A 26,686-nucleotide genomic window follows, 5' to 3' on the forward strand; every position below is an offset into this window, starting at 1 on the left:
AGTGAACGGTCAGCGTACGCGAGTCCGACTGCCGGACACGTGGTCAAGCTCTCATCCCGGCGGCGGCCCCGCTGTGGTGTGCGCCACTCGTCCCGTTTCTCCCTTCTCCCGCGTACACGCCTGGTCACGGCCGGTGGTTCTGCTCGCGGGCGGCCGCACGCCCGGTGGTCCGGGTGCGGTGGCGGCTCCGTCGATACTCGTTGCCGTGACCACTGTGCCCGTCCCCGACGCTCCCCCCAAGGACCTCCGCCCCGGCCCGCGCCGGGCCGCGCCCGCGCTCGCCGCCTTCGCCGCGGTGCGGCTGCTGGGGCTGGCCGTGCTGTCGGTGTGGTGCGCGGCGGCCGGGAGCAGCCCGCAGACGCTGCTGTCGGCGCGCTGGGACTCCCTCTGGTACGCCCGGATCGCCGCGGGGGGATACGGGTACGTGGTGGTGCTGCCGAACGGGGCCGTCCACTCCGACCTGGCGTTCTTCCCGCTGCTGCCGTGGCTGGAGCGGCTGGTGGCGGCGCCGTCCGGGCTCTCGTACGGGTCCGCGGGCCTCATGGTGTCGGTCGTCGCGGGCCTGGCCGCCGCCTGGGGGATCTTCGCCGTCGCGGACCTGCTCCACGGGCGGCGCGCCGGGGTGCTGGCGGTGGCGCTGTGGGCGGCGCTTCCGGTGGGGATCGTCCAGTCCATGGCGTACAGCGAGTCGCTGTTCACCGCCCTGGCCGCCTGGGCCCTGTACGGGGCGCTGCGGGGACGGTGGTTGGCGGCGGGCCTGCTCGCGGCCGGGGCGGGGCTGACCCGCCCGGTCGGGGCGGCGGTGGTCGCGGCGGTGTGGGTGGCGGCCGTACTGGCGTGGCGGCGCGGGGAGCGCTCGTGGCGGACGGCGGCCGGGGTGGCGCTGGCCCCGCTGGGGGCGGCGGCGTACGCGCTGTGGGTCGGGGCGCGGACCGGCGGGGGGCTGACGGGCTATCTGGACGTGCAGGCCGGCTGGGGCAACGGCTTCGACGGGGGCTGGGCCTTCGCCCGGTTCATCGGGGCGCGCCTGGGGTCCTCCGCCGCCCTCGCCGGGGTGGGTCTGATCGCGGGGGTGCTGCTGGTGCTGTGGCTGTACGCGCTGTGCGTGCGGGGCCGGCAGCCGGCCGCGCTGCTCGTCTACTGCGGGATCGTGGTGGCGCTGGCGCTGTGCGCCTCGGGGTACTTCGGCTCCAAGCCGCGGCTGCTGCTGCCGGCGTTCCCGCTGATGCTGCCGCCGGCGGTGGCACTGGCCCGGCGCCGCGGGGGGCGGGCGGCGGTGGCCGTCGTCGGGGTGCTGGCGGTCGCCTCTGCGGTCTACGGGGCGTTCTGGCTGAACGGTTCGGGGCCGCCGTGAGTCCGGCGGCGGTGGCGCCCATGATCACGGAATGGACCATTCCAATCCATGATTGCGCAAAGGAATTGAGCCCGGGCCATAAATCCCCCATAAGGATGCGGACAATTGGCCGGGCAGTACTCCGAGAGGCGAATCCGGGGAGTTCCAACCGAGGTCGGAATAACGGCAATTAAGTCCCGCGTGAGACGCACTCCACATCACATGGTCATCACAAAGCGCGCGATTCGCACGGGCCGCGCTTCGACGCGCGGTAACGTCGATTGAGTGCGTACTGACCAAATGCTGTCCCGTCTGGAGCCGGTGTTCGCCCGGCTGGACCGGGAACCAGAGCGACCGGCTCATCTGCAAACTCCGCAGATGAGCCGGCACCGCATCGTGCTCCTCTGCGCGACCCTCGCCTTCTACCTGGCGATCGTCGTCGCCGTGCTGACCACCTCCTGGCTGGTCCGCCTGGACTGGCAGATCATGTTCTTCCGCCCGTACGAGCAGTGGCCGCAGATCCACGCCTTCCTCGACTACCTGGTCGTCCTCGGCCAGCGCGGACCCACGGCGGTGATGGTCGCGGCCTGGCTCGGCTGGCGCTCCTGGCGCCAGCACACCCTCCGCCCGCTCATCGCCCTCGGCGTGGCCCTGCTGCTGCTGAACATCACCGTGGGCTCGGTCAAGCTCGGCCTCGGCCGCCTCGGCCCGCACTACGCCACCCAGATCGGCTCGGCCGAGCTCTTCGCGGGCGGCGATATATTCCCTTCGGGCCACACCGCCAACGCCGTGGTGACCTGGGGGATCCTGGCCTACCTGGCCTCCACGACGGTCACCCGGCGGGTGCTGTCCATCCTGTCGGGCGTGCTGTCGCTGAGCGTCGGCGCCACCACCGTGTACCTCGGCACCCATTGGGTGAGCGACGTCCTGCTGGGGTGGACCGCCGGGCTGCTGATCATGCTGGCGCTGCCCTGGTTCGAGCCGCTCATCGCCCGCTCCGAGGCGTACGTCTTCGAGCTGCGCGAGCAGTGGCGCCGCCGGCTGGAGGAGGGCCGCCTCTCCGAGCCCGTCGCCGCCGCGCTCACCCCGCTGCTCTCGGCCGGCGGCAAGTGGCGTCCGGCCGTCCGGGCCGCCGGCGGGGCCGACGCGGCTCCGGCCGCCGCCCCGCAGGTGCCCGCCGGACACTCCCCCGCGCTCCGGCCCACCGTGCACGTCCACCCGGCCTCCCGGCCGCACCTGATCCGCTCCGAGCGCACCCCGGTCACCCCGGCGGGCAGCCGCCGCCCGGCCCACACCGAGCGGGCCGCCGCCGCCCGCGGCGCACGTCCCGCCACCGGCGGCTGACCACCCCCGCGGGAACGGTACGCACACCCCACCCCGCACCACGACGGCGGGCCGGTTCCACGAACCGGCCCGCCGTTCGTATGTACGGCGCGTCAGCCACGCGACCAGAGGTTCCTCCGTACCGGGTCACGCTTGTGTCACGAGTTGTCGACAGCCGCAGCCCCCGAATCCCCGATTCCCCGGCCGGAATTCAAATCCCGCCGACCCGAATTCCGGTACCGGTTCGGCCACCGGATCCGCAGCGCACGCGGCGCGCTTTCAGCCCCGTCGTCGTTTGACGCGCGGACGCGGAGCACCACCCACACCCAGCCCCGCCCGCGTTAGACGCGCGGACGCGGAGCACCACCCACACCCAGCCCCACCGGCGTTAGACGCGCGGACGCGGAGCACCACCCACACCCAGCCCCGCCGGCGTTAGACGCGCGGACGCGGAGCACCGCCGACACCCAGCCCCGCCGACGTTTGAGGCGCGGGCGCGGAGCGCCGTGCGGTGACCCGCACCGATCCCAGCCGCGTCGGCGACTGAGGCGCCAACGGTGGACGGGCGGGCAGGGGAAGGCCACGCGCAGCGGCCACCCAGCCCCACCCCGCCTCAGAACCCCCGAACCCCCGCCGAGGGCACGCCGGCCGGCGTGGGAGCCGCCGAAGCCGGGGCCGGGTGTGCCTCGTCGGGGACCGGCCCCGCCGGAACGGGGGTAGGGGTCGCCGGGGGCGTGGCCGGCCCCGCCGGAACCGGGGCCGGGGTCGCCGGGGGCGTGGCCGGGGTCGCCGGCACAGGGGCCGGCGGGGTCGGCACAGGGGCCGGAGGGGTCGGCGGGGTCGGGCTCGGCGGCCTCGGGCCCGGGGCCGGGAGGGTGAGGAGGAGGCCCGGTCTCAAGGCCGTGGGGTCCGGGCCGATCGCCGCCCGGTTCGCCTCGTACAGGGCCCGCCAGCCCCCCGGCACGCGCCACCGGCGCGCGACGGCGTCCAACGTGTCCCCGTCCCGCACCACATGCGTCCGCCCCGCCAGCCCGTACCGCTTCGCGCACACCGGCCACGCCTCCCACCCCTGCGTGCCGACCACTTCCTCCGCCACGCGGATCTGCTGCTCCCGCGTCGCCAGGTCCGCCCGCGCCGCGTACCCGAGCCCCCCGTGCTCCACCCACGTCGGCTGCCGGAACTGCAGCCCCCCGTAGAAGCCGTTGCCCGTGTTCACCGCCCACCGCCCGCTGCTCTCGCAGTCGGCGACGCAGTCCCACGGCCACTCCCCGCCCGGCCCGCAGTCCCCCGGCCCGTCCCCGATGACGCCCGGGGAGCCGGGATGCGCGGCCCCCGCCGGCCCGGGAGCGGGCGGGGGCGGCGCCGCGACCGCGCCGGCGCCCGACGGGAGAACGAGCACCAGCGCGGCGCAGACCACGGACGCGGCCCGCCGGAAGGGGACCCGGGAGCGGACCCGGAGGCGGACATCGGGCACCGCGCCACGCTACGCAGCCGGCCCCCTCCCCCCGCCCCGCCACGCGACGCGCCCCCGCACCCCACCCGGACGGCCGACCGCCGCCCCGCCCCCGAACGGCCAGCACCGACCACCAACTGCGCATGACCCGCCAACAGTTGCCACAAAAACGACGCCGCCCCCGAGCGGTTCACTCGTTCGGGTGGCCGGTTCGATTCCGTTCCCTCAAACGGCGTTACCCCGGTGGAGCCTCGGCCGTTGAGCCCGGCGAGCCGGGAACCCCCCGGCCTCCGCACCAATGAGGAGCTCCCCCGTGCCGCGCATGCTCGACGTCAGTCTTGAGGTACGTGCCGAGATCGGTGACGAAGAAGCCGACAGGCTGCTCACCGGCGACGACGCCCCGGGCAGTTACGACTGCACCTCCTGCCGCACCCCCGGTGACCCCGAGACCGACCCGACGAGCACCGTGCTGTTCGTGGGCGAGGAGACGGCCGTCCTCGCCTTCGCCCACGCCGGCTGCATCCCCTCCCAGGTCGTCACGGTCTCCGAGGCCGAGCTCCAGGGCGCGGTGCGCAGCATCACCGGTGACAGCCCGGCCCCCGAGCAGGCGCCGGCCCCCGCCGGCGCGGTCCCGCAGAACGTCCCCGGCGGTCAGGCCGTCCTCGGCATCACCAGCGGCCTGATCCTGATCAACGGCGAGCTGCACCCCGCCCTCGTGGTCGAGCCGACCGCGCCGATCGCCCGCCCCGGCACCACCGGCCCCGGCGACGACTTCCTGCCGCTCCTCATCGAGCAGGGCTTCATCCCGGTCACCGACACCAACCAGGTGCCCTCCCCCCTCGACGGCTGGTCGGTCCTGCTCGCCGGCGGCCAGCTGCACGCCGTGCTCCAGCCCGGCGCGGCCGGCGGCCCGCAGGCCGCCTGGTGGCAGGCGCACCAGGCGCTGTCCGTGACCGACGGCTGGCGGGCCGCCGTCAACCGGACCCAGCGGGTCCTGGTCTACGCCGCCCCCGTCGGCTCCATCGGCCAGCAGCCCCGCGAGGACCTGCTGCGCGACGCCCTCGACAAGGCCGCGAGCAACGGCAAGCTCGTCGCGGCCTCGATGCCCCTCGCGGGCGCCCCGGGCGCCTGAGCCCCGGCCCTTCCCCTGCCCGCCCGGAAACGGCCGCCCGTCCTCCCGCGAAGGAGGCCGGGCGGTATCTGCGCCGGGGGTGCGCGGTCCGTCCCGCGCACCCCCGGCGATCTGCGTTTTGAGCCCCGTCACCCCGCATCCGCAGCGCCCCGGTGTCGTTGGCTGATACGTGCATGCATACGACACCACCCGCGCCCCGTCCTATCCGAGCAGCGTCCCCCCGATGCGCCCCGCACGGGACCGGGACCACGCTCCGGCCGCCTCGCACACCCCGATCTTCGACGCCCTGTACTCGGAGTACCTGCGCGCCTTCCGGGCGCTGCCGGGCGACCGCAGCGGCGAGGAGGAGCTCGGCTTCGCCGCGTTCTCCTGCGGTTCCCCGTACGGTTCCTCGTACGGCGGCTCCGGCGGCTCCTCCAGCCTCTCCTACGGCAGCGGCTCCACCCCGGCCGGCTGGAGCGGTTCAGGGTGGCAGCGGGCCGATCCCTGGCAGCCCGCCTACCCGCCGGCCCCGGTCGCCCCCCAGCCCCTGTACGCGCACGCCGCGGCCGCCGTCCCCGTACCGGCGTCCCAGGCGGCGACCGGTCCCGGATACGGCGACGGGCGCCAGCACCACACCGGGATGCAGCACATCCCGGCGGCCCTGCCGCCCGCTCCGCGCCGGGGCTACTGACCCCGGCCCGCTGCCGCTACTTCTTCTTCTTGTACTGGGCGCCGCGCTTCTCGCGCACCCGCACCGAGATGTGCAGCGGGGTGCCCTCGAAGCCGAACTCCTCGCGCAGGCGGCGCTCGATGAAGCGCCGGTAGCCGTGCTCCAGGAAGCCGGAGGCGAACAGGACGAACCGCGGCGGCTTGCTCCCCGCCTGGGTACCGAACAGGATGCGGGGCTGCTTGCCGCCGCGGATGGGGTGCGGGTGCGCGGCGACGACCTCGCCGAGGAAGGCGTTCAGGCGGCCCGTGGGGACGCGCGTCTCCCAGCCGGCGAGGGCGGTCTCGATCGCCGGGACCAGCTTCTCCATGTGGCGGCCGGTGAGCGCCGAGACGTTCACCCGGGGCGCCCAGGAGACCTGCTGCATCTCGGTCTCGATCTCGCGTTCGAGGTAGTAGCGGCGCTCCTCGTCCAGCTCGTCCCACTTGTTGTAGGCGATGACGATCGCACGGCCGGCCTCGACGGCCATGGTGATGATGCGCTGGTCCTGGACGCTGATGTTCTCGGTGGTGTCGATCAGGATGACCGCCACCTCCGCCTTCTCGACGGCCGCGGCCGTGCGCAGCGAGGCGTAGTAGTCGGCGCCCTGCTGGAGGTGGACCTTCTTGCGGATGCCCGCGGTGTCCACGAACTTCCAGGTCACGCCGCCGAGCTCGATCAGCTCGTCGACCGGGTCGCGGGTGGTGCCGGCCAGCTCGTTGACGACGACGCGGTCCTCGCGGGCGACCTTGTTGAGGAGCGAGGACTTGCCGACGTTGGGGCGGCCGATCAGGGCGATCCGGCGCGGGCCGCCGAGGGGGGCCCCGCCGAAGGTCTGCGCGGGGGCCTCCGGCAGGACCTCCAGGACGGCGTCGAGCATGTCGCCGGTGCCGCGGCCGTGCAGCGAGGAGACCGGGTACGGCTCGCCCAGGCCCAGGGACCACAGGGAGGCCGCGTCGGCCTCGCCGCTCTGGCCGTCGACCTTGTTGGCGCACAGGACGACGGGCTTGCCGGCCCGGCGCAGCAGCTTGACGACGGCCTCGTCGCTGTCGGTGGCGCCGACCTTGGCGTCCACCACGAAGACGACCGCGTCGGCGGTCTCGATGGCGTACTCGGCCTGGGCGGCAACGGCGGCGTCGATGCCGAGGACGTCCTGCTCCCAGCCACCGGTGTCGACCACCTTGAAGCGGCGGCCGGCCCACTCGGCCTCGTAGGTGACGCGGTCGCGGGTGACGCCCGGCTTGTCTTCGACGACCGCCTCGCGGCGGCCGATGATGCGGTTGACCAGGGTCGACTTGCCGACGTTCGGGCGGCCGACTACCGCGAGGACCGGGAGGGGGCCGTGACCGGCCTCCTCGATCGCGCCTTCGACCTCTTCGAGGTCGAAGCCTTCCTCCGCGGCGAGCTCCATGAACTCCGCGTACTCGGCGTCGCCAAGTGCTCCGTGGTCGTGCTGGTCGTTCATGAAGTCCGTTCCTCGTCGTTCGTGGTGATCGGTGGTACCCGCGCGGCGGGCGCCACTACTGAGTTCAAGTCTCGCTCAGCGCCCGGTGAGGCGCTTGGCGTCGGTCAGGTGGGCGGTCAGCCGGTCCTGGATGCGTACGGTGGCCGCGTCCAGCGCGGTCCGCGTGCGGCGGCCCGTGCCGTCCCCGGCCTCGAAGGCGGAGCCGAAGACGATGTCGACGCGGCTGCGCAGCGGGGGCAGGCCCTTGACGAGCCGGCCCTTGGCTTCGGTGCTGCCCAGGACGGCGACCGGCACGACGGGCGCGCCGCTGCGGACCGCGAAATAGGCGAGGCCGGCGCGCAGGGAGGCGAAGTCCCCGTCGCCGCGGGTGCCCTCGGGGAATATCCCCAGGGCGCCGCCGTTGCCGAGGACGTCCAGGGCGCGGGTGACGGCGGTCCGGTCGGTGCCGGAGCGGTCCACCTTCACCTGCCCGATCCCCTCCAGGAAGGGACCGAGGGGCCCGACGAACGCCTCCTTCTTGACCAGGAAGTGCAGCGGCCGGGGCGCGGTGCCCATGACCAGCGGGCCGTCGATGTTGTGGGAGTGGTTGACGGCCAGGATGACGGGGCCGGTGGCGGGTACCTTCCAGGCTCCCAGCACACGCGGCTTCCAGAGCCCGTACATGAGCCCGATCCCGATGCGTCTGCCGACCGCCGCCCCCTTGGGGGAGGGCGTATCGCTCACGTGGCGCGCCGCTCTTCGACCAGGGTCACGACGCATTCGATGACCTGGTCGAGGGTGAGTTCGGTGGTGTCCACCTCGACGGCGTCGGCGGCCTTGGCCAGCGGGGAGGTCTTGCGGCCGGAGTCGGCGGCGTCCCGCTTGATCAGGGCTTCCCTGGTGGCGGCGAGGTCGGTGGCCTCCTTGCCGCGCAGTTCGCCGCTGCGGCGGGCGGCGCGGGCCTCGGCGGAGGCGGTGAGGAAGATCTTGACGTCGGCGTCGGGCAGGACGGTGGTGCCGATGTCCCGGCCCTCGACCACGATCCCGTCGGCCTGTGCGGCCGCATCGGCGGCGATGGAGCGCTGGAGGTCGGTGATCAGGCTGCGCACCTCGGGGACGGCGCTGACGGCGCTGACCTTGGAGGTGACCTCCTGGGTGCGGATCGGGGCGGAGGCGTCCTGGCCGTCCACGGTGATGGTGGGCGCCGAGGGGTCCGTACCGGAGACGATGACCGGCTTGCCGGCGGCGAGGGCGATGGCCTGCGGGTCGTCGGTGTCGACGCCGTTGCTGATCATCCACCAGGTGATGGCCCGGTACTGGGCACCGGTGTCCAGGTAGCGCAGCCCGAGCTTGGCGGCCACGGCCTTGGAAGTGCTGGACTTGCCCGTGCCGGAGGGACCGTCGATGGCGACGGTCACGGCGGACGGAGCTACGGATTCCACGGTGCGGGCACCTTCCTGGTTGCGCGTACGTGTCCGGGCGCGCCAAGAGCGCCCCTCCCCAGGTTACCGGCCCCGGACACCCGTCGTTCCCGGTCGGCCGGCGGGTACCGCGGCGGGTGCGCTGCCGGGCCGCCCGGCGGGGGCTACTGCTGGCGCAGGGCCCAGCCCCGCTCGCGGAGCTCGGCGGTCAGGCCCGCGACGGCCCTCGGCTCCACCATGAGCTGCACCAGGCCCGCCTGCTGACCGGTGGCGTGCTCGATCCGGACGTCCTCGATGTTGACCCCGGCCCGGCCCGCGTCGGCGAAGATCCGCGCCAGTTCGCCGGGCTGGTCGCTGATGAACACCCCGACGGTCTCGTAGGCGGTGGGCGCCGCGCCGTGCTTGCCGGGGACCCGGACGCGTCCGGCGTTGCCCCGCTTGAGCACGTCCTCGATGCCGGCGGCCCCGCCCCGGCGCTTGGCCTCGTCGGCGGACTGCAGGCCGCGCAGCGCCTCCACGGTCTCCTCCAGGTCGGCGGCGATGCCGGCCAGGACGTCGGCGACGGGTCCGGGGTTGGCGGAGAGGATCTCCACCCACATCCGGGGGTCGGAGGCGGCGATCCGGGTCACGTCGCGGATGCCCTGCCCGCACAGCCTCACGGCCGTCTCGTCCGCCTCCTCCAGGCGGGCGGCGACCATGCTGGAGACCAGCTGCGGGGTGTGCGAGACCAGTGCGACGGCCCGGTCGTGGGCGTCGGCGTCCATCACGACGGGCACGGCCCGGCACAGGGCGACGAGCTCCAGCGCCAGGTTCAGCACCTCGTGGTCGGTGTCCCGGGTCGGTGTCAGCACCCAGGGGCGGCCCTCGAACAGGTCGGCCGTGGCGGCCAGCGGGCCGGAGCGCTCCTTGCCGGCCATGGGGTGGGTGCCGATGTAGGCGGAGGTGTCGGCGCCCAGGGCGGCGAGCTCGCGGCGCGGGCCGCCCTTGACGCTGGCCACGTCCACGTAGGCGCGGGCCAGCCCGCGGCCGATGGCGTCGGCCAGCGCGGCGGCCACGTGGGCGGGGGGCACGGCGACGATCGCGAGGTCCACCTGTCCCTCGGGGGCGTCGTCGGTGCCGGCGCCGAGGGAGGCGGCGGTACGGGCCTGCGCCGGGTCGTGGTCGACCAGGTGGACGGCGATGCCGCGGGCGGTCAGGGCGAGCGCCGCGGAGGTGCCGATCAGTCCGGTTCCGATGACGACGGCGGTTCTCACGGGGCGCTCCAGGGTGATCGCTGACGACTGGTCCTGACTCAGGGTAGCCAGCGGACACGTGTCGCGGACCCGGCGGTCCGCCCTGTGGACGCGCCGGGGCCCCCGTCGGGTAGAACGGGCCGCATGATCTTCCACATCGTCCCGCTCGCGGACTGGAGCGCCGCTCCCGCGCTCCCCTACGCCCCCGCCTCGCTGGCCTCCGAGGGTTTCGTGCACTGCTCGGCGGACCCGGCGACCGTCCTGGCCATCGCGGGGTCCCACTACCGGGAGGTGCCGGGCCCGCTGCTCGCGGTGGAGCTCGACGAGACGGCCCTGACGGCGGAGGTCCGCCGCGCGGGCGGCCCGGACGATCCGTACCCGCACGTCCACGGGGCGTTGAACCGGGACGCGGTGGTGCGCGTGTGGGAGGTCGTACGCACGCCCGGCGGCGGCCCGGCGGAGCTGACCCCCTGGCACCCGGGCGGATGAACCGGAGTGGCGGGCTGCCCTCGCGGCCCGGCGCGCGCCAGGATGCTCCTCGCCACTGCCGGCCACGACCGAACACGGAGCTCCCATGACTGAGTCACACACCGCCCGGCGCACGGTACTCGCGGCCGGGGCGGCAGCCCTGGCGGGCGGCACGCTCGCCGCCTGCGGAGGCGAGGGCGAGAAGCCCGCCACCGAGCCGGCGGCCCCCGCCGCCCCGTCCGCCGGCGCCTCGCAGGGGTCCTCGCCCTCCGCGCCCTCCGCGTCCTCCCCGTCCGCGGCCGCGAAGCCCCTCGTGGACTCCTCGAAGGTGCCGGTCGGCGGCGGCACGGTCCTGAAGGAGGCGAAGCTGGTGGTGACCCAGCCCACGGCCGGGTCCTTCCGCTGCTTCACGGCGGTGTGCCCGCACCAGGGCTGCCTGGTGAACAAGGTCGCGGACGGCAGCATCGACTGCCCCTGCCACGGCAGCAGGTTCCAGGTGACGGACGGCGCCGTGACGCACGGCCCGGCCACGCGCGGGCTGGAGGAGAAGAAGATCAACGTGGCCCCGAACGGAGAAATCTCGCTCGCCTAGCCCGGAGGCCGCCGCCTACGCTCCCCGGCATGGACGACCTCACCCTGGTCCGGGACCACACCGTCTACGCCTGTGTGACGGGCTCCCGCGCCTTCGGACTGGCCACGGAGACGAGCGACACCGACCGGCGCGGTGTCTTCCTCGCCCCCACGCCGCTCTTCTGGCGGTTCGACAAGCCCCCCACGCACGTGGAGGGGCCGCGGGAGGAGGAGTTCTCCTGGGAGCTGGAGCGCTTCTGCGCCCTCGCGCTGCGGGCCAACCCGAACATCCTGGAGTGCCTGCACTCCCCCCTGGTGGACCGGGTCACCCCGGTGGGAGAGGAACTCCTGTCACTGCGCGGGGCGTTCCTCTCCCGCCGGGCCCACGCCACCTTCACCCGCTACGCGGCCGGCCAGCACCGCAAGCTCCTCGCGGACGTCCGCCTGTACGGGGCCCCGCGCTGGAAGCACGCCATGCACCTGCTGCGGCTGCTGCTGTCCTGCCGCGACCTGCTGCGCACGGGCCGCCTGGAGATCGACGCCGGCCCGTACCGGGACCGGCTCCTCGCGGTGAAGCGGGGCGAGACGGCCTGGGAGGAGGTCGACGCCTGGATGGCCCGCCTCACGGAGGAATGCGAGGACGCCCTCCCCTCCTCCCCGCTGCCGCCCGACCCGGACCTGTCCCGGGTCGCGGACTTCCTCCACCGCACCCGCCGGGCGTCGGCCGCCTAGAGCCGCGCGAGGACGCGCGGGGACACGCGGGCCGCGTAGGGCCGTCGGCCGCTCAGGCGTCCCAGAGGGCGCCGAAGGCGAGCAGTTCGTCGCGGTACTCGATCCCGCCCTCCCAGTCGCGCGGCCAGGCGTCGGCGCCCAGGTGGGCGCCGGCGAAGGCGCCGGCCAGGCAGGCGAGGGAGTCGGAGTCGCCCGCCGTGCAGGCGGCCCGGCGCAGGGCCAGCAGGGGCTCCTCCGGGAAGAGCAGGAAGCAGTGCAGGGCCGTCGCCAGGGCCTCCTCGGCGATCCAGCCCTCGCCCGTGGCCAGGCAGGGGTCCGTCTCCGGGGAGGGGGTGCGCAGGGCCTCCGCGAGCCGGTCCAGGACGGCCAGGCAGTCGTCCCAGCCCCGGGCGATGAAGGACTCGGGCGAGGCGTCGCAGGCGGTGCGCATCCAGAGGTCGCCGAGCCAGCGCTCGTGGTAGCGGGTGCGGTTCTCCAGGGCGTACGAGCGCAGCCGCCCGACCAGGCCCGTCACCTCGGTGCCCTGGGCCAGGAGGTACACGGCTCGGGCGGTCAGGTCGGAGGCCGCGAGGGCGGTGGGGTGGCCGTGGGTGAGGGCCGACTGGAGCTGGGCGGCGCCCGCGCGCTCCTCGTCCGTCCAGCCGGGGACCAGGCCGACGGGCGCGACGCGCATGTTGGCCCCGCAGCCCTTGGAGCCGGTCTGGCTGGCGTCGCGCCAGTCCCGCGCCGGGTCGTTCAGCAGGCCGCAGGCCACCAGGCAGGTGCGGCCGGGGGCGCGGTTGTTCTCCGGGGAGTGGTACCAGTCGACGAACTCCTCGCGGACCGGCCGGGCCAGCCGCAGCGGGCCGACCCGGCCGCGCCCGGCGGCGGTCCGTATGCCGCGGGCGAGGGCGAGGGTCATCTGGGTGTCGTCGGTGACGATCGCCGGGCGGGGCAGCCGCATCTGCCGCCACGGCCCGGTCTTGGCCAGGATGGACGGGACGTCCTGGAACTCCGTCGGGAAGCCGAGGGCGTCGCCCAGGGCCAGGCCGATCAGGGCGCCGGTCGCGGCGCGCTTGGGGACGGTCACGCGGTGGGTCCTTCCGTGGGTCGCAGCAGGGGCGGGTGGAGGGTGGTCGCCGGTCCGGCCCGGTAGAGGGCGGCCGGTTTGCCGCGGCCGCCGGTGAGGCGGGCGGCACCGGGCACGGGCTGGACGAAGCCGGGTGTGGCGAGGACCTTGCGGCGGAAGTTGGGGCGGTCCAGGCCGGTTCCCCAGACGGTCTCGTAGACGGCCTGGAGTTCCCCGAGGGTGAACTCGGGCGGGCAGAAGGCGGTGGCGAGGCAGGTGTACTCCAGCTTGGCCCCGACCCGCCGGCGGGCGTCCGCGAGGATCAGTCCGTGGTCGAAGGCCAGCTCCGGCGCCTCCCGCACGGGCACCCAGCGGGCCCCGTCGGCGTCCCCGCCGCCCTCCTCGACCGGTTCCGGCAGGTCGGGGACGAGCGCGGTGAAGGCGACGGAGACCACCCGCATCCGGGGGTCGCGGTCCGGTTCGCTGTAGGTGCGCAGCTGCTCCAGGTGCAGCCCGCCGACCAGCTCCGGCGCCAGCCCCGTCTCCTCGGCGAGCTCGCGCAGCGCCGCGGCCTCCGCGGACTCCCGCGGCCGCACGAAGCCACCGGGCAGCGCCCAGGCACCGGCGTACGGCTCCTGCCCGCGCCGGACCAGCAGCACGTGCAGGGCGCCGCCGCGCACGGTGAGCACGGCCAGGTCGACGGCCACCGCGAACGGCTCGAAGGCGTACGGGTCGTAGGGCGCGGGGCCGGACGGGCCCGGGCGGGGGGCACCGCCCGGCTTCGCGGGGGTCATCGGCGCTCCGGGAGGGGGGCCGCGAACTGCCAGCCCTCCGCCAGGAGCCCGTCGACCGCGGCCACGGCCTGCGCCAGCCGGGAGCCTCGGTCGCCGCTCACGAGGAGGAAACGGCGCCCGGTGCGGGCGAGTTCCCGGCTGAAGCGGGCCGTCATCCAGGGGCGCAGCTCCGGTCCGTCGCGCAGCCCGTCGTCCTCGAAGGGGACTCCCTCGTGGTCCGTGAGCAGGTACAGGTCCCGCCGGGTCCGCGCGGCGATCCGCTCGACCTCCCGGTTGCGTCCGCCGACGTAGCGCTCGTGCCAGATGCCCGTCGCGAAGGAGTCGGTGTCGCAGAACAGCACCGGCGAGCCCAGCCGGGCGGCCCGCTCCTCGTTCTCGTCCTGCCGGCGCGCGATCACCGGGAACTCCCGCGAGGTGAAGGCCATGTCCTCCCAGGAGACGGCCGGGTCCGCCGTACGGGCCGCGGCCAGCTTCTCCTCGCTGTACTCGCGCCCGTACTCGGCGACCCAGCCGGTCTTCGCCCAGACCCCGCCGCGCCGCCGGTAGTGCGCGGCCAGCTCCCGCGAGAGGGTCGTGGTCCCGGTGGACTCGGCGCCGAGCACGACCACCCGCCGGGTGAGCGCGGCCCGTACGGCCGGCCCCAGGAACTCCCAGCAGCCGGCGGGGTCCGCGCGCACGGCCGTCCCGGAGACGGGGAACAGGGTGCGCGCCGGGTCCACGCAGACCTCCTCGGCGCCGAAGCGCCGGGCGAGTTCGGTGCCGTACTCCTCGGAGGTGAAGACGGCGTCCACGGGCCGGCCCACCGCCGCCCGGAAGATCGCCATGTGCGCCTCCCAGACCCGCGGGTCATGGAGGTCGACGGGGATGTCGTCGACCGCGCCGACCACCTCCGCGCCGGGGTGCTCCTCCCGCATCCAGGCGACCCGGTCCGCGAGCGGCACCGACTCCACCGAGGCCGCGCAGACCAGTACGGTCAGCCGCTCGCACTGGTCCTGGGCGGTGCGCACGAGGTGGTGGTGGCCGGCGTGCGGCGGGTAGAACTTGCCGAGCACCAGCCCGTGCCCGAACCGCTTGCCGCCGCTCATACCGCCGCTCCCGCTTCCGCCGTCGCCGTGCGCCCGCCGGGGGCCGGCAGGGCGCGCCGCCAGCCGACGAGCCCGGCCACGCACAGGGCCAGGAAGCCCACGTAGAGGACCGAGGTCAGGTACAGCCCCTTGTAGACGTAGAGGGGGACGTAGACCAGGTCGACTGCGATCCACAGCCACCAGGACTCCAGCAGCTTGCGGCACTGCCCGTAGGTGGCCATCAGGGACAGGGCGGTGGTCAGCGCGTCCCAGAAGGGCACGGTGGAGTCGCTGACCCGGGCGAGGAGCAGGGTCAGCGCGGCGGTCCCCACCGCCCCCGCCGCGAGCAGCCAGAGCCATTCGGCGCGCGTGGTGCGGCGCACCGGCAGGGCCTCGGCGGTTCCCGGTCCACCCCCGTGGGTCCAGGACCACCAGCCGTAGGCGGCGAGGGCGATGAAGACGATCTGGAGCCCGGCGTCGGCGTAGAGGCCGGCCTGGGCGAACAGCACGATGAAGAAGACGTTGTTGGCGATGCCCACCGGCCAGTTGGCGAGGTGCTGACGGGCCACCAGCCACACGCACAGGGCGCCCGTGGCGAAGCCCAGGATCTCGGTCCAGCTCGTTTCCCAGCCCATCGGGCCCACCCGCTCTCTAATAGTCAGGATGACTATAAAGGAGGCGGGCGGGAACACGGAAGCCCGCGGCGCCGGTGGCACCGCGGGCTTCCGTACGGGGCGGGGGGCGGCTAGAGGCCGACCTCGCGCATGAGCATGCCGACCTCGGTGTTGGTCAGGCGGCGCAGCCAGCCGGACTTCTGGTCGCCGAGCTCGATCGGGCCGAAGGAGGTCCGGACGAGCTTCTCGACCGGGAAGCCGGCCTCGGCCAGCATCCGGCGGACGATGTGCTTGCGGCCCTCGTGGAGGGTCACCTCGACCATGTAGTTCTTGCCGACCTGGTCCAGGACGCGGAAGTTGTCCGCGCGGGCGTAACCGTCCTCCAGCTCGATGCCTTCCTTGAGCCGCTTGCCGATGTCACGCGGCAGGGAGCCGGTGATCGCGGCGACGTAGGTCTTCTTCACGCCGTACTTGGGGTGCGTGAGACGGTGGGCCAGCTCGCCGTGGTTGGTGAGCAGGATGATGCCCTCGGTCTCGGTGTCGAGCCGGCCGACGTGGAAGAGGCGGGTCTCGCGGTTGGTCACGTAGTCGCCCAGGCACTGGCGGCCGTCCGGGTCCTCCATGGTGGAGACGACGCCGGCCGGCTTGTTCAGCGCGAAGAACAGGAACGACTGGGTGGCGACCGTCAGGCCGTCCACCTTGATCTCGTCCTTCGGCTGGACGCGCTTGCCCTGCTCGGTGACGATCTCGCCGTTGACCTCGACGCGGGCCTGCTCGATCAGCTCCTCGCAGGCGCGGCGCGAGCCCATGCCGGCACGGGCGAGGACCTTCTGCAGGCGCTCGCCCTCCTCCTCGGCGCCCGGGAAGGTCTTCGGGGTCTTGATCACGGGCTTGTCGGCGTACCGGTCGCGCACGCGCTCCTCGATCCGCGCGTCCAGCTCACGGGGACGCGACTGACCGCTGCGGCTGCCGGGCCCGCGGCGCGGGCCGCCGGCCCCGCCGATGCCGGGGGTCCTGGAGGTCCTGGGGCCGCCCTTGGCGCCACCGCGCGCGGCCGCGCCGCGGGCACCGCCACCGCCGGCCTTGGGGCCGCTGCGCCCGCTGCGCTCGCCCTCGGGGCCCACGTCGTAGCGACGCTCCTCGGGGCGGGGGTTGCGGATGCGGGGAGCCGGCTGGTCGCGGTCCCGCGCGTCGGAGCCGCCGCCCTGGTAACCGCCGCCCTGGTAGCCGCCACCGCGGTAGCCGCCGCCCGAGCCGCTGCCACCGCCGGAGCGGGCGCCGCCGGAGCCGCTGCCGCCGCGGTAGCCGCCGCTGGAGCTGCCACCGCCGGAGCCGCCGCCCCGGTAGCCGCCGCCCGAGCCGCTGCCACCGCCGGAGCCGCCACCGCGGTAGCCACCGCCGCCGCTGGAGGAGCCGCCACGGGCGTTACCACGCCCGCCGCCGCCACCGCCGCCGCTGTTCCTGTTGCCACCGTTGCCGTTGCCGCTGCTTCGCATCAAAGTTCCGTCGTCTTGTCGTCTTCATCGGTGTCCGGTGCGTCCGGATCGAACGACGGAACACCCTCTTGCGTCTCGGCTTCGATCGCGTCCGCCTCGGGGAGGAAGGGCGCGAGCTCCGGGAGCTCGTCCAGGCCGCGCAGGCCCATCCGCTCCAGAAAGTAGTTCGTCGTCCTGTACAGGATCGCACCTGTTTCGGGTTCCGTGCCCGCCTCGGCCACCAGACCCCTCTGGAGCAGGGTCCGGACGACCCCGTCACAGTTGACCCCGCGCACCGCCGAGAGGCGCGACCGGCTCACCGGCTGGCGGTACGCGACGACCGCCAGGGTCTCCAGGGCCGCCTGGGTGAGACGGGCCTGCTGGCCGTCCAGGACGAACGCCTCGACGGCCGCCGCGTACGCGGGCCGGGTGTAGAACCGCCAGCCCCCGGCGACCAGGCGCAGCTCGAAGCCCCTGCCCTGGACGGTGTACTCGTCGGCGAGGGCGGCCAGGGCGTCGGCGACCTCGCGCGGGGTGCGGTCGAGCACCTTGGCGAGGTGCTCGGCGGTCGCGGGCTCGTCCACGACCATCAGGACGGCCTCCAGGGCCCCCTTCAGCTCCATCAGTCACGTACCTCCACCACGCGGTCGAACTCGTCGGTCACCGTCGGCATCCCGTCCCCGTCGCCGCCGCACCAGCGCACGGTGAGGGTGAGCAGGGCCTCCTCCTGGTCCAGGACCACGGCCTTCTCCCGGTAGAGCTCCAGCAGGGCCAGGAAGCGGGCGACGACCGTGAGGGTGTCCTGGGCGTCCTCGGTGAGCTCCTGGAAGGTCGCCTCGCCGCGCGCCTTGAGGAGGCGTACGAGGTGACCCGCCTGCTCGCGGACGCTGACCAGCGGGGCGTGGATGTGGTCGACGTACACCTCGGGCTTGGCCCGGGGCTGCATCGCCTGGACGGCGAGACGGGCGAGGCCGTCGGCGCCGATGCTGAGGACCACCTCGGGCAGCAGGTCGGCGTGGTGCGGCTCCAGCCCGACGGTACGGGGGTAGCGACGGCCCTCCTCGGCGGCCCGCTGCTCGAAGATCGCGGCGATCTGCTTGTACGCCCGGTACTGGAGCAGCCGGGCGAAGAGCAGGTCCCGGGCCTCCAGCAGCGCGAGGTCGGCCTCGTCCTCCACCTCGGCGGCGGGCAGCAGCCGGGCGGCCTTGAGGTCGAGGAGGGTGGCGGCGACGACGAGGAACTCGGTGGTCTGGTCGAGGTCCCAGTCGGGGCCCATGGCGCGGATGTGAGCCATGAACTCGTCGGTGACCTGGGAGAGGGCGACCTCGGTGACGTCCAGCTTGTGCCGGGAGATCAGCTGGAGCAGCAGGTCGAAGGGGCCCTCGAAGTTCTCCAGCCGCAGCGTGAACCGCCCGGCGGGGGCCTCAGGTGCCCCGGAGCCCGCCCCGGCGGCTTCGCCGCCCCCGGGCCCCTCCAGCCCCGCAGCGGGCGCCTGAGCGGCTTCCACCGGCGCACCCGGGCCCGGGCCGAGGGGGCGGCGGGCGGCGTGGTTGGGGGGCATGACATTCCAGGCTGGTACGAATCGAGCAACCCCCGCAGCCTAGGCCCTCCCGGGGGGCTTCAGCGCCCACCCCGCCCGGGGTCGGACCGCCCCCGACCTCAATCGCCGGCGATTGAGGCGCGGGGTCTGGGGCGGACCCCCAGGAACGGTGAAAGGGCGGGGCGGGGAGACGGCTCCGCGCAGCGGGGGCGGGGGCTAGCGGCCGCGGAGGCGGCGGACCAGGATGCTGGCGTCGCCGCGCGACTCCAGGTCGGCCAGGACCACGGCGACGGCCTCGCGGACGATACGCCCCCGGTCGACGGCCAGCCCGTGCTCCCCGCGGAGCACCAGCCGGGCGTGCTCCAGGTCCATCAGCTCCTCGGCGGAGACGTAGACCGTGATCTTCTCGTCGTGCCGCTCACGCCCGCTGGGCCGCCGGTTGGCCCCCCGGCCCTGCCCCTTGCCCTGCCGCGGCCCGGCACCGGCACCGACCCCGGCCCCGGCACCCGCGGGACTGGCAGAACCTTCCTGCGCCCTGCGCTGCGCGCCCACCGCCGGCCCGTCCCCGGTGGCCCTCGCCGTGCCCCCCGCCGGAGCGGCGGCCGCCGTCGGCGACGCCGGCGAGGACGACTGGAGGGCCATCCCCCCGGTCGTGCGGAACAGTTCGTCGGCACCGGGCAGACTCACTCGGCGGGACACCGGGCGAGCACCTCCCTGGCCAGCTGGCGATAGGCGGCGGCGCCGACGGAGTTGGAGGCGTACGTGGTGATCGGCTCGCCCGCGACCGTGGTCTCCGGGAAGCGCACCGTCCGCCCGATGACCGTGTGGTAGACGTGGTCGTCGAACGCCTCGACCACCCGCGCCAGCACCTCGCGGCTGTGCACCGTACGGGAGTCGTACATCGTGGCGAGGATGCCGTCGAGCTCCAGCTCCGGGTTGAGCCGCTCCTGGACCTTCTCGATGGTCTCGGTCAGCAGCGCCACGCCACGCAGCGCGAAGAACTCGCATTCCAGCGGCACGATGACCTTGTGAGCCGCCGTCAGGGCGTTCACGGTCAGCAGGCCCAGCGAGGGCTGACAGTCGATCACGATGTAGTCGTAGTCGTTCATCAGCGGCTTGAGCGCCCGCTGGAGCGTCGACTCGCGCGCGACCTCACTGACCAACTGCACTTCGGCGGCGGACAGGTCGATGTTGCTCGGCAGCAGGTCCATGTTGGGGACCGCCGTCTTGAGCAGCACCTCGTCGGCCGACATGCCCCGCTCCATGAGCAGGTTGTAGACCGTCAGGTCGAGTTCCATCGGGTTCACGCCGAGGCCCACGGACAGCGCGCCCTGCGGGTCGAAGTCGACGAGCAGCACGCGGCGCCCGTACTCGGCGAGCGCGGCACCCAGGTTGATGGTCGACGTGGTCTTGCCGACGCCGCCCTTCTGGTTGCACATCGCGATGATCTTCGCAGGACCGTGGTCGGTCAGCGGGCCCGGGATGGGGAAGTACGGCAGCGGGCGCCCGGTCGGGCCGATGCGCTCGCGGCGCTGGCGGGCAGCGTCGGGCGCGAGGGTGGCCGCGTACTCGGGGTCGGGCTCGTACTCCGCGTCGGGGTCGTAGAAGTGCCCCTCGGGCACCTGGTCGTAGTCGGCGAAACCAATGGGCGCATCGCCGCTGTGGTCGCCGGCCGTGGAGTTCACGTCTAGGCCGTCCATGCTCTTCTGAGGCGTCGTCATGTGCTGGTGGTTTGCGAAGGTGCGGACCGCGACGGAGCCGACAGCTTCGAGCCCGGCGGACCCCTGTCCAGGAGCCGGTGCCCGCTCGGGCGTCCCTGGCCGGCCACCTCCAGGAGCAAATGTCGACTCATTCACAAGTCGTCTTACCTCCTCGGACGTGACCAGGACACTTATCGATAGGTCAGCGTTGCACCATGCCGACGGTTGGCGACTCTATGGCGTGTCACCGCTCAGCGGCAACACAATCCGCCGGACCCGGCACGATGTGTCGGCAACCGAACACCACTCTGTCAAGGGCGTACGAGCTGTAGCTGTGAAGTTTCGCGGGTGCGCGAAAGGGTTAAAGGGTTACGTTCGAGGCGAGTTGAACCGCTTCCCGGGGCGCGCCGCAAACGCGTCCGGCCGGACCTTGCGGGCAAGGTCCGGCCGGAGACGTGAGATTGACGTCAGTCGTTGACGGTTCAGCCGAGAAGCGCGCTGATCTCGACGGACTCGAGGTTGTGGGCCTCGGCGACGGGGCCGTAAACGACCTTGCCGTCATGGGTGTTGAGGCCCAGGGCCAGCGCCGCGTCGCGACGGAGCGCCTCGGCCCAGCCGAGGTTCGCGAGCTGCACGATGTAGGGCAGGGTCGCGTTGGTCAGCGCGTAGGTGGAGGTGTTCGGCACCGCGCCCGGCATGTTGGCGACGCAGTAGAAGACCGAGTTGTGGACCTGGAAGGTCGGCTCGGCGTGGGTGGTCGGACGGGAGTCCTCGAAGCAGCCGCCCTGGTCGATGGCAATGTCGACAAGGACACTTCCGGGCTTCATCTTGGCGACGAGCTCGTTGGTGACCAGCTTCGGGGCCTTCGCACCCGGGATCAGTACGGCGCCGATGACGAGGTCGGCCTCGACGACGGCCTTCTCCAGCTCGTAGGCGTTGGAGACGATCGTCTTGATCTTCGTGCCGAAGATCTTGTCGGCCTCGCGGAGCTTGTTGATGTCCTTGTCGAGCAGGGTCACGTGGAAGCCCATGCCGATGGCGATCTGCGCGGCGTTCCAGCCGGAGACGCCGCCGCCGATGACCACGCACTCGCCGGCGTGGGTGCCGGGGACACCGCCCGGGAGGACGCCGCGGCCGCCGGCCGAGCGCATCAGGTGGTAGGCGCCGACCTGCGGGGCCAGGCGGCCCGCGACCTCGGACATCGGGGCGAGCAGCGGCAGCGCGCGGTTGGCGAGCTCGACCGTCTCGTACGCGATGGCGGTGGTGCCGGACTCCAGCAGGGCGTCCGTGCACTCGCGGGAGGCCGCCAGGTGCAGGTAGGTGAAGAGGGTCTGGTCCTTGCGGAGACGGTGGTACTCCTCCGCGATGGGCTCCTTGACCTTCAGCAGCAGGTCAGCGGTGGCCCAGACCTCGTCGGCGGTGCCGAGGATCTCGGCACCGGCGGCCACGTACTCGGCGTCCGTGATCGAGGAGCCCACACCGGCGTTCTGCTCGACGAAGACCTGGTGGCCGTTACGGACCAGCTCATGCACGCCGGCGGGCGTGATGGCGACCCGGAACTCGTTGTTCTTGACCTCGCGGGGGATGCCGACCTTCATCGTCGATCACGGTCCTTGACTCAGGGGATGATACCGGGCACTTCCATACATACCCGCCCACAAGAACGCGCAACGGGATGCACCACGGAATGACGTGGTGAAGCCAGTCTAATGAAGGATGAGTCCCTGTCTAGCCTTGCAAACCAATAATTTTAGTCCGAGGTACTGCGGATTTCGCAGGCGACGGGGTCATCTCCCAGCAATCTGTCGGCCGCCGACCGGTGCAGCCGGGCGGCCGCCGGGTCGCCGAGGCGGTCCAGGGTGTCGGCCAGCCGGACCTGGAGCGCGGCCTGCAGACGCACGTCTGCGGCACGGCGCGCGAGCTCGATCGCCTCACGGCAGGTGTGCAGCGATTCCTCGGGCCGTCCGGCGTACTCCTGGACGCGGGCCATCTCGCTCAACGCCTTTGCCTGGCCCGGCACATCGGCCAGCCGCCGGTAGCCCGCGGCGGCCGCGCGCCAGCTGCGCAGCGCCTCCCCGTAGCGGCCCGCGTAGGTGTGCACGTTGCCGAGCCGCCCGTACAGCCTGGCCTCGTCCGCCCGCTCCCCCCGCGTGAGGGCGTGGGCCAGGGCGCGGCCGAACCAGTCGGAGGCCCGCGGCCAGTCCGCCAGCTCCTGGTAGGCCCCGCCTACGGATTCCATCGCGCGGCCGGTCGCGTACGGGTCCTTCGCGGCCTTTCCGGCGGCCAGCGCGGCCCGGTACCGCTCCAGGGCCTCGGAGGTGCGGCCGGTCGCGGCGTCCAGATCGGCCAGGTTCAGCAGGGCCGCCGCCTGTTCCCGGTGCAGGTGGCGGCGCTCGGCCACGCCCAGGACCAGCCGGTGCAGCCCGTACAGCTCGGGGGCGGCGGCCTCGGTGCCCCAGTGCCCGGCCAGGGCCCTGACCAGCGCGGAGACCAGCCGGCGGGCCAGGGTGTCCAGGCCGCCGTCGGCCACCGCCAGATCGGCGGAGGCGGTCAGCGCGGGCAGCCGGGTGTCCAGCCAGGTGGCGGCGGCCCGCCGGTCGGGGAAGCGGAGGGCGCGCGGGAGCCCCTCCAGATCCGCCCGGGCCTCCTGCGCCTCCTCCTCGGACAGCTCGGCCATGGCCCGGCAGGAGGTCAGCAGGCGGACGGTCCGCTCCAGCATCCGGGCCCGGGCCAGCTGCACCTCGGCGGGCCGCTCCCTGGCCTCCAGCAGGGACCGCAGGAAGGGCGCGAGGCAGCGCGGGAGCAGGAACAGCCCGTCCCGGTCCTGCCGGACGAGGCCCAGCCGGGCGAAGTCCTCCAGGGTGGACTGCGCCGCGGCCACGGAGCAGCCCGCGAGGGCGGAGGTGGTGTGCGAGTCGAGGATCCCGGCGGGGGCCAGCGGCAGCAGCCGCAGGGTGCGCTGGGCGGGCTGCGGGAGGGACTCGTACACCAACCGGAAGGCGCGGCCGAGGGGGCCGGAGGTGCCCGGGGACATCTCGTGCAGCTGCTTGGCCACGTCCGCGACGGCGGCCTTGGGGTGGGCGGCGAGCCAGCCGCCGGCCAGGGCCAGCGCGGCGGGCAGGGCCCCGCACTCCTCGGCGAGGTCCTCGGCGGCGTGCGGGTCGACGGTGATCCGGGTGTCCCCGATGATCCGGCCGAGCAGCTCGACGGCGGAGCCGGTGTCCAGCCCGCCGAGGGTGCAGGGGCGGACGTCGGGGATGCCGGTGAGCGGGCCCTCGGCCGTGACGACGACCAGGCACTCGGGGGTGTCGGGGAGCAGGGCGTCGACCTGGTGGGGGTCGGCCGCGTCGTCGAGGAGAAGGATCGCCCGCCGGTTCCTGAGGGTCTCGCGGAGGGCGGCGCTGAGGTCGTCCTCGACGGCGCCGGGCGGGGTCCGCTCCCCCAGGCCCTCCAGCAGGGTGCGGACGGCCCGCTCGGTTTCGAGGGGCTCGCCGCCGGGGGCGGTGAGCCGGACCCGGACCAGCCCGTCGGGGTAGTCGTCGGCGACCTCCCGTACGAAGGCTTCGGCGAGGGCGGTCCGGCCGGAGCCGGGGCGTCCCGCGACGAGCAGGACCCGCGCGCGGGGCGCCTTGGCCTTGCGGCCCGAGAGGGTGTCGAGTCCGGTCCGCGCGATGTCCTCGCGCAGCTCCTTCAGCTCACGCCGCCGCCCGACGATATCCGCCACGGATCCGCTCCTCTCCTGCCTTCGGGTTGCTGAGCGTAGTTCACGCAGAGCGACCAACCGTGGCGAGCGCGGCCCGTAGATCGCCCGATCGGATCAGCGGATACCCCTATTTTCAGATGTCCATGGCCGCGGCGTGGAACACCGCGGCCGGCGCGGCGGCGGTATCGCCCCGTAGCGGCGGCTATGCCTCGTACGGGCGGGCCGGCCAGGGGGCGTCGGCCGGGCGCAGGGCGTCCAGGCCGTCGCCCGCGAGGGCCGCCGTCAGGGCGAGGACGCCCGTCACCAGGGCCGCGTTGCCCAACTCACCGGCGAGCACGCCCCGTACCAGCTCCTCGCGCTCGACCCAGGCCAGCTGCATGTCGGCCTCCTCGGAGTCGGTCTCGGCGTACCGCTCCCCCTCCGCCTCGGCCACCTCGCGGGCCAGGAAGATCCGGACGGCCTCGTCGGAGCCGCCCGGGGAGGGGAAGAAGTCGGCGAGCACCCGCCACTGGGCCGCCTTGACGTGTGCCTCCTCGGCCAGCTCCCGCTGCGCCGCCCGCAGCGGGTTCTCCCCGGGGACGTCGAGCAGCCCGGCCGGCAGCTCCCACAGCCGGCGCCGCACCGGGTGGCGGTACTGGCTGAGCACCAGCACCCGCCCCTCCCCGTCCAGGGCGAGGACGCACACCGAACCGGGGTGCGCCTGGTAGTCCCGGCGGGCCACCGAGCCGTCGGGCATCCTCACCTGGTCCGAGTTCACCGCCGTCTTGGCGCCCTCGAAGGGCCGCCTGGACGCCACCGTCTCCCAGCTCTCCGCGGTGTCCCTGATGCCGGTACCGATGCCGATGCCCATGCCGATGTCCTCCACAACGCGCGACAGCCGGGGTACGGATCTTTCCGTACCCCGGCTGCCTACGTTACCGAGCGTCAGCCCTGCTGCTGGCGCTCCACCGCGGCCTTGACCAGGCCCGCGAAGAGCGGGTGCGGGCGGGTCGGGCGGGAGCGGAGCTCCGGGTGGGCCTGGGTGGCCACCAGGTAGGGGTGCACCTCGCGCGGGTACTCGACGTACTCGACGAGCTTGTTGTCCGGGGAGGTGCCGGAGAAGACCAGGCCGGCCTTCTTCTCCAGCTCGCCGCGGTAGGCGTTGTTCACCTCGTAGCGGTGGCGGTGGCGCTCGTCCACGTACGCCTGGTCGCCGTAGACCTCGCGCACGATGGAGCCCTCGGCGAGCTTCGCCGGGTACATGCCCAGGCGCATGGTGCCGCCCAGGTCGCCCGCGCCCTCGACGAAGGCCAGCTGCTCCTCCATGGTCGAGATGACCGGGTGCGGGGTGGAGGGCGCGAACTCGGTGGAGTTGGCGTCCTCGATGCCCGCGAGGTTGCGTGCGGCCTCGATGACCACGCACTGCAGGCCCAGGCACAGGCCCAGCAGCGGGATCTTGTTCTCACGGGCGTAGGTGATCGCGCCGACCTTGCCGTTCACACCGCGGTCGCCGAAGCCGCCGGGGACGCAGATCGCGTCCACGTCGGACAGCTGGGCGGCGGCGCCGGCCGGGGTCTTGCAGTCGTCGGAGGTGACCCACTTGATCTGGACGCGGGCCCGGTTGGCGAAGCCGCCGGCGCGCAGCGCCTCGGTCACCGACAGGTAGGCGTCGGGCAGGTCGATGTACTTGCCGACGAGCGCGACCTTGACCTCGTGGTCGGGGTTGTGGACCCGGTCCAGCAGGTCCTCCCACACCGTCCAGTCCACGTCGCGGAAGGGCAGGTCGAGCTTGCGGACGACGTAGGCGTCCAGGCCCTCGGTGTGCAGCACCTTCGGGATGTCGTAGATCGACTTGGCGTCGATCGCCGCGACCACGGCCGCCTCGTCCACGTCGCACATCAGCGAGATCTTGCGCTTGATGGAGGTGGGGACGTCGCGGTCGGCGCGCAGCACGATCGCGTCGGGCTGGATGCCGATGTTGCGCAGGGCGGCGACGGAGTGCTGGGTGGGCTTGGTCTTCAGCTCGCCGGAGGGGCCGATGTAGGGGAGCAGCGAGATGTGCACGACGAAGACGTTGTCGCGGCCGACCTCGTGGCGGACCTGGCGGACGGTCTCCAGGAACGGCAGCGACTCGATGTCGCCGACGGTGCCGCCGACCTCGGTGATGACGACGTCGACGTCGTCGGTCGCCATGCGGCGGATGCGGTGCTTGATCTCGTTGGTGATGTGCGGGATGACCTGCACGGTGTCACCGAGGTACTCGCCGCGCCGCTCCTTGGCGATGACCTGCGAGTAGACCTGGCCGGTGGTGACGTTGGCCGAGCCGTCGAGGTCGACGTCGAGGAAGCGCTCGTAGTGGCCGATGTCCAGGTCGGTCTCGGCGCCGTCGTTGGTGACGAACACCTCACCGTGCTGGAACGGGTTCATCGTGCCGGGGTCCACGTTGAGGTACGGGTCGAGCTTCTGCATCGTGACCCGCAGGCCCCGCGCCTTGAGCAGCGCACCCAGGCTGGAGGCGGTCAGGCCCTTCCCGAGGGACGAGGCGACACCCCCGGTGACGAAGATGTGCTTGGTCGTCATGGCTGTGCTGTTTCGGAAAGCAGCGGGCGGCATAGCCAAGAGGGGGCTCCCGTGGTCGCGAGGTGAGGTGCGTCCGGCGACTTCTCCCGTTGCCGGGGGTGCCGAAGCTGCGGTTTCGGGGCTCCTGATTCGCACAGGCAGACCACCGGTCCACGGGGTACCAGCCTATCAGCGCCCGGGACGGTCCGCCTCCGGGCTCGCTGCCCGGCGGCGAGGCCCGCGAGCTGGGCGGCCCGTCCCGCGGCCGCGTTCGTCCAGGTCACCCGTTCGGCCGAGTGACATTGTCCCCATACTTAAGGAGATCACTAGGGTGCGCTCATAGCGTGCTCGGATACCGCTGCACATCGCCGCCGAGCAGTCCGGCGAACGGCGTAACAACGCCGGTTCCGGCAA

The 26,686-nt window shown here is 73.6% G+C and carries 24 protein-coding genes and 1 pseudogene; 7 read left to right on the forward strand and 18 right to left on the reverse strand.

The window, feature by feature from the left end:
* Positions 1-214: 214 nt before the first annotated feature.
* Entirely contained in the window at positions 215-1,354 is a 1,140-nt protein-coding gene (locus ABZ716_RS21710; protein ID WP_358960981.1) for a glycosyltransferase family 39 protein, read from the forward strand.
* A gap of 264 nt (positions 1,355-1,618) precedes the next feature.
* Positions 1,619-2,677: a phosphatase PAP2 family protein gene (locus tag ABZ716_RS21715; RefSeq protein WP_358813682.1), complete on the forward strand. Its 1,059-nt coding sequence runs from the start codon at positions 1,619-1,621 to the stop codon at positions 2,675-2,677.
* 850 nt (positions 2,678-3,527) lie between these two features.
* On the opposite strand, the pseudogene ABZ716_RS21720 reads toward ABZ716_RS21715, so the two are convergent.
* Positions 3,528-4,130 (reverse strand): annotated as a pseudogene (locus tag ABZ716_RS21720) (transglycosylase family protein); the annotation flags it as partial.
* A 292-nt stretch (positions 4,131-4,422) separates the two neighbouring features.
* On the opposite strand from ABZ716_RS21720, the gene ABZ716_RS21725 reads away from it, so the two are divergent.
* The gene (locus ABZ716_RS21725; protein ID WP_358813681.1) at positions 4,423-5,241 is read left to right on the forward strand and encodes a hypothetical protein; all 819 of its coding nucleotides are present in this window, start codon (positions 4,423-4,425) and stop codon (positions 5,239-5,241) included.
* 223 nt (positions 5,242-5,464) lie between these two features.
* Complete coding sequence (locus ABZ716_RS21730) at positions 5,465-5,914, forward strand: hypothetical protein (protein ID WP_358813680.1); 450 nt, start codon at positions 5,465-5,467, stop codon at positions 5,912-5,914.
* A 16-nt stretch (positions 5,915-5,930) separates the two neighbouring features.
* Here ABZ716_RS21730 and der read toward each other — a convergent pair whose 3' ends face one another.
* The 4 genes from der to ABZ716_RS21750 all read right to left on the reverse strand — a co-directional run bounded on the left by der (position 5,931) and on the right by ABZ716_RS21750 (position 10,047).
* Positions 5,931-7,394: a ribosome biogenesis GTPase Der gene (gene der / locus ABZ716_RS21735; protein ID WP_358960938.1), complete on the reverse strand. Its 1,464-nt coding sequence runs from the start codon at positions 7,392-7,394 to the stop codon at positions 5,931-5,933.
* A 75-nt stretch (positions 7,395-7,469) separates the two neighbouring features.
* Entirely contained in the window at positions 7,470-8,153 is a 684-nt protein-coding gene (locus ABZ716_RS21740; RefSeq protein WP_351885962.1) for a lysophospholipid acyltransferase family protein, read from the reverse strand.
* Entirely contained in the window at positions 8,114-8,815 is a 702-nt protein-coding gene (gene cmk / locus ABZ716_RS21745) for a (d)CMP kinase (RefSeq protein WP_358960940.1), read from the reverse strand. The genes ABZ716_RS21740 and cmk overlap by 40 nt, the downstream gene beginning before the upstream one ends.
* A 143-nt stretch (positions 8,816-8,958) precedes the next feature.
* Positions 8,959-10,047, reverse strand: coding sequence for a prephenate dehydrogenase (locus ABZ716_RS21750; protein WP_358813676.1), 1,089 nt, complete (start codon positions 10,045-10,047; stop codon positions 8,959-8,961).
* Positions 10,048-10,170: 123 nt separating this feature from the next.
* Here ABZ716_RS21750 and ABZ716_RS21755 point away from each other — a divergent pair, with 123 nt between their 5' ends.
* From ABZ716_RS21755 to ABZ716_RS21765, 3 genes are all read left to right on the forward strand, one after another.
* A complete protein-coding gene (locus tag ABZ716_RS21755) occupies positions 10,171-10,515 on the forward strand; it encodes a DUF952 domain-containing protein (protein WP_358813675.1) in 345 nt (114 codons plus the stop codon).
* Between the two features lie 85 nt (positions 10,516-10,600).
* Complete coding sequence (locus tag ABZ716_RS21760; protein WP_358960943.1) at positions 10,601-11,086, forward strand: Rieske (2Fe-2S) protein; 486 nt, start codon at positions 10,601-10,603, stop codon at positions 11,084-11,086.
* Between the two features lie 29 nt (positions 11,087-11,115).
* A complete protein-coding gene (locus ABZ716_RS21765; RefSeq protein WP_358813673.1) occupies positions 11,116-11,796 on the forward strand; it encodes a nucleotidyltransferase domain-containing protein in 681 nt (226 codons plus the stop codon).
* Positions 11,797-11,848: 52 nt separating this feature from the next.
* Here the strand turns inward: ABZ716_RS21765 and ABZ716_RS21770 are convergent, their stop codons facing one another.
* The 13 genes from ABZ716_RS21770 to ABZ716_RS21830 all read right to left on the reverse strand — a co-directional run bounded on the left by ABZ716_RS21770 (position 11,849) and on the right by ABZ716_RS21830 (position 26,326).
* Entirely contained in the window at positions 11,849-12,865 is a 1,017-nt protein-coding gene (locus tag ABZ716_RS21770; protein WP_358960946.1) for an ADP-ribosylglycohydrolase family protein, read from the reverse strand.
* The gene (locus tag ABZ716_RS21775) at positions 12,862-13,638 is read right to left on the reverse strand and encodes an NUDIX domain-containing protein (protein ID WP_358813671.1); all 777 of its coding nucleotides are present in this window, start codon (positions 13,636-13,638) and stop codon (positions 12,862-12,864) included. The genes ABZ716_RS21770 and ABZ716_RS21775 overlap by 4 nt, the downstream gene beginning before the upstream one ends.
* Positions 13,635-14,723: an AAA family ATPase gene (locus ABZ716_RS21780; RefSeq protein ID WP_358960948.1), complete on the reverse strand. Its 1,089-nt coding sequence runs from the start codon at positions 14,721-14,723 to the stop codon at positions 13,635-13,637. Before ABZ716_RS21780 ends, ABZ716_RS21775 begins: the two co-directional genes overlap by 4 nt.
* A complete protein-coding gene (pnuC, locus tag ABZ716_RS21785; RefSeq protein WP_358813669.1) occupies positions 14,720-15,337 on the reverse strand; it encodes a nicotinamide riboside transporter PnuC in 618 nt (205 codons plus the stop codon). The genes ABZ716_RS21780 and pnuC overlap by 4 nt, the downstream gene beginning before the upstream one ends.
* A 110-nt stretch (positions 15,338-15,447) precedes the next feature.
* Positions 15,448-16,812, reverse strand: coding sequence for a pseudouridine synthase (locus ABZ716_RS21790; protein ID WP_358960950.1), 1,365 nt, complete (start codon positions 16,810-16,812; stop codon positions 15,448-15,450).
* On the reverse strand, positions 16,812-17,414 hold the full coding sequence (scpB, locus tag ABZ716_RS21795) for an SMC-Scp complex subunit ScpB (protein ID WP_351885994.1): 603 nt from the start codon (positions 17,412-17,414) through the stop codon (positions 16,812-16,814). Before scpB ends, ABZ716_RS21790 begins: the two co-directional genes overlap by 1 nt.
* Positions 17,414-18,352, reverse strand: coding sequence for a segregation/condensation protein A (locus ABZ716_RS21800; protein ID WP_358960952.1), 939 nt, complete (start codon positions 18,350-18,352; stop codon positions 17,414-17,416). The genes scpB and ABZ716_RS21800 overlap by 1 nt, the downstream gene beginning before the upstream one ends.
* Positions 18,353-18,547: 195 nt before the next feature.
* Entirely contained in the window at positions 18,548-19,030 is a 483-nt protein-coding gene (locus tag ABZ716_RS21805; protein WP_358960954.1) for a hypothetical protein, read from the reverse strand.
* A complete protein-coding gene (locus ABZ716_RS21810) occupies positions 19,015-20,052 on the reverse strand; it encodes a ParA family protein (RefSeq protein WP_237292736.1) in 1,038 nt (345 codons plus the stop codon). The genes ABZ716_RS21805 and ABZ716_RS21810 overlap by 16 nt, the downstream gene beginning before the upstream one ends.
* A 461-nt stretch (positions 20,053-20,513) precedes the next feature.
* The gene (ald, locus tag ABZ716_RS21815; protein WP_351886003.1) at positions 20,514-21,629 is read right to left on the reverse strand and encodes an alanine dehydrogenase; all 1,116 of its coding nucleotides are present in this window, start codon (positions 21,627-21,629) and stop codon (positions 20,514-20,516) included.
* A gap of 152 nt (positions 21,630-21,781) precedes the next feature.
* Positions 21,782-23,755 carry a tetratricopeptide repeat protein gene (locus ABZ716_RS21820; protein WP_358960956.1) on the reverse strand — a complete coding sequence of 658 codons (1,974 nt, stop codon included), beginning with the start codon at positions 23,753-23,755 and terminating at the stop codon, positions 21,782-21,784.
* A 181-nt stretch (positions 23,756-23,936) separates the two neighbouring features.
* Positions 23,937-24,584, reverse strand: coding sequence for an NUDIX hydrolase (locus tag ABZ716_RS21825; protein WP_358960959.1), 648 nt, complete (start codon positions 24,582-24,584; stop codon positions 23,937-23,939).
* A gap of 74 nt (positions 24,585-24,658) precedes the next feature.
* Positions 24,659-26,326 (reverse strand): CTP synthase, encoded by a 1,668-nt coding sequence (locus ABZ716_RS21830; protein ID WP_358814585.1) that lies wholly within the window; start codon positions 26,324-26,326, stop codon positions 24,659-24,661.
* Positions 26,327-26,686 lie beyond the last annotated feature (360 nt).

The sequence above is a fragment of the Streptomyces sp. NPDC006687 genome (assembly GCF_040636215.1).
In the GTDB taxonomy this organism is placed as follows: domain Bacteria; phylum Actinomycetota; class Actinomycetes; order Streptomycetales; family Streptomycetaceae; genus Streptomyces.

Bases quoted from the DNA above. Each gene is read 5' to 3' on its own strand.
- ABZ716_RS21810 (WP_237292736.1), bottom strand. From the start codon at position 20,052: ATGACGACGCCTCAGAAGAGCATGGACGGCCTAGACGTGAACTCCACG.
- ABZ716_RS21775 (WP_358813671.1), bottom strand. From the start codon at position 13,638: ATGACCCCCGCGAAGCCGGGCGGTGCCCCCCGCCCGGGCCCGTCCGGC.
- ABZ716_RS21790 (WP_358960950.1), bottom strand. From the start codon at position 16,812: ATGCGAAGCAGCGGCAACGGCAACGGTGGCAACAGGAACAGCGGCGGC.
- ABZ716_RS21765 (WP_358813673.1), top strand. From the start codon at position 11,116: ATGGACGACCTCACCCTGGTCCGGGACCACACCGTCTACGCCTGTGTG.
- ABZ716_RS21760 (WP_358960943.1), top strand. From the start codon at position 10,601: ATGACTGAGTCACACACCGCCCGGCGCACGGTACTCGCGGCCGGGGCG.
- ABZ716_RS21825 (WP_358960959.1), bottom strand. From the start codon at position 24,584: ATGGGCATCGGCATCGGTACCGGCATCAGGGACACCGCGGAGAGCTGG.
- scpB (WP_351885994.1), bottom strand. From the start codon at position 17,414: ATGGAGCTGAAGGGGGCCCTGGAGGCCGTCCTGATGGTCGTGGACGAG.
- ABZ716_RS21780 (WP_358960948.1), bottom strand. From the start codon at position 14,723: ATGAGCGGCGGCAAGCGGTTCGGGCACGGGCTGGTGCTCGGCAAGTTC.
- pnuC (WP_358813669.1), bottom strand. From the start codon at position 15,337: ATGGGCTGGGAAACGAGCTGGACCGAGATCCTGGGCTTCGCCACGGGC.
- der (WP_358960938.1), bottom strand. From the start codon at position 7,394: ATGAACGACCAGCACGACCACGGAGCACTTGGCGACGCCGAGTACGCG.
- ABZ716_RS21730 (WP_358813680.1), top strand. From the start codon at position 5,465: ATGCGCCCCGCACGGGACCGGGACCACGCTCCGGCCGCCTCGCACACC.
- ABZ716_RS21800 (WP_358960952.1), bottom strand. From the start codon at position 18,352: ATGCCCCCCAACCACGCCGCCCGCCGCCCCCTCGGCCCGGGCCCGGGT.
- ABZ716_RS21755 (WP_358813675.1), top strand. From the start codon at position 10,171: ATGATCTTCCACATCGTCCCGCTCGCGGACTGGAGCGCCGCTCCCGCG.
- ald (WP_351886003.1), bottom strand. From the start codon at position 21,629: ATGAAGGTCGGCATCCCCCGCGAGGTCAAGAACAACGAGTTCCGGGTC.
- ABZ716_RS21740 (WP_351885962.1), bottom strand. From the start codon at position 8,153: ATGCGTCGTGACCCTGGTCGAAGAGCGGCGCGCCACGTGAGCGATACG.
- ABZ716_RS21830 (WP_358814585.1), bottom strand. From the start codon at position 26,326: ATGCCGCCCGCTGCTTTCCGAAACAGCACAGCCATGACGACCAAGCAC.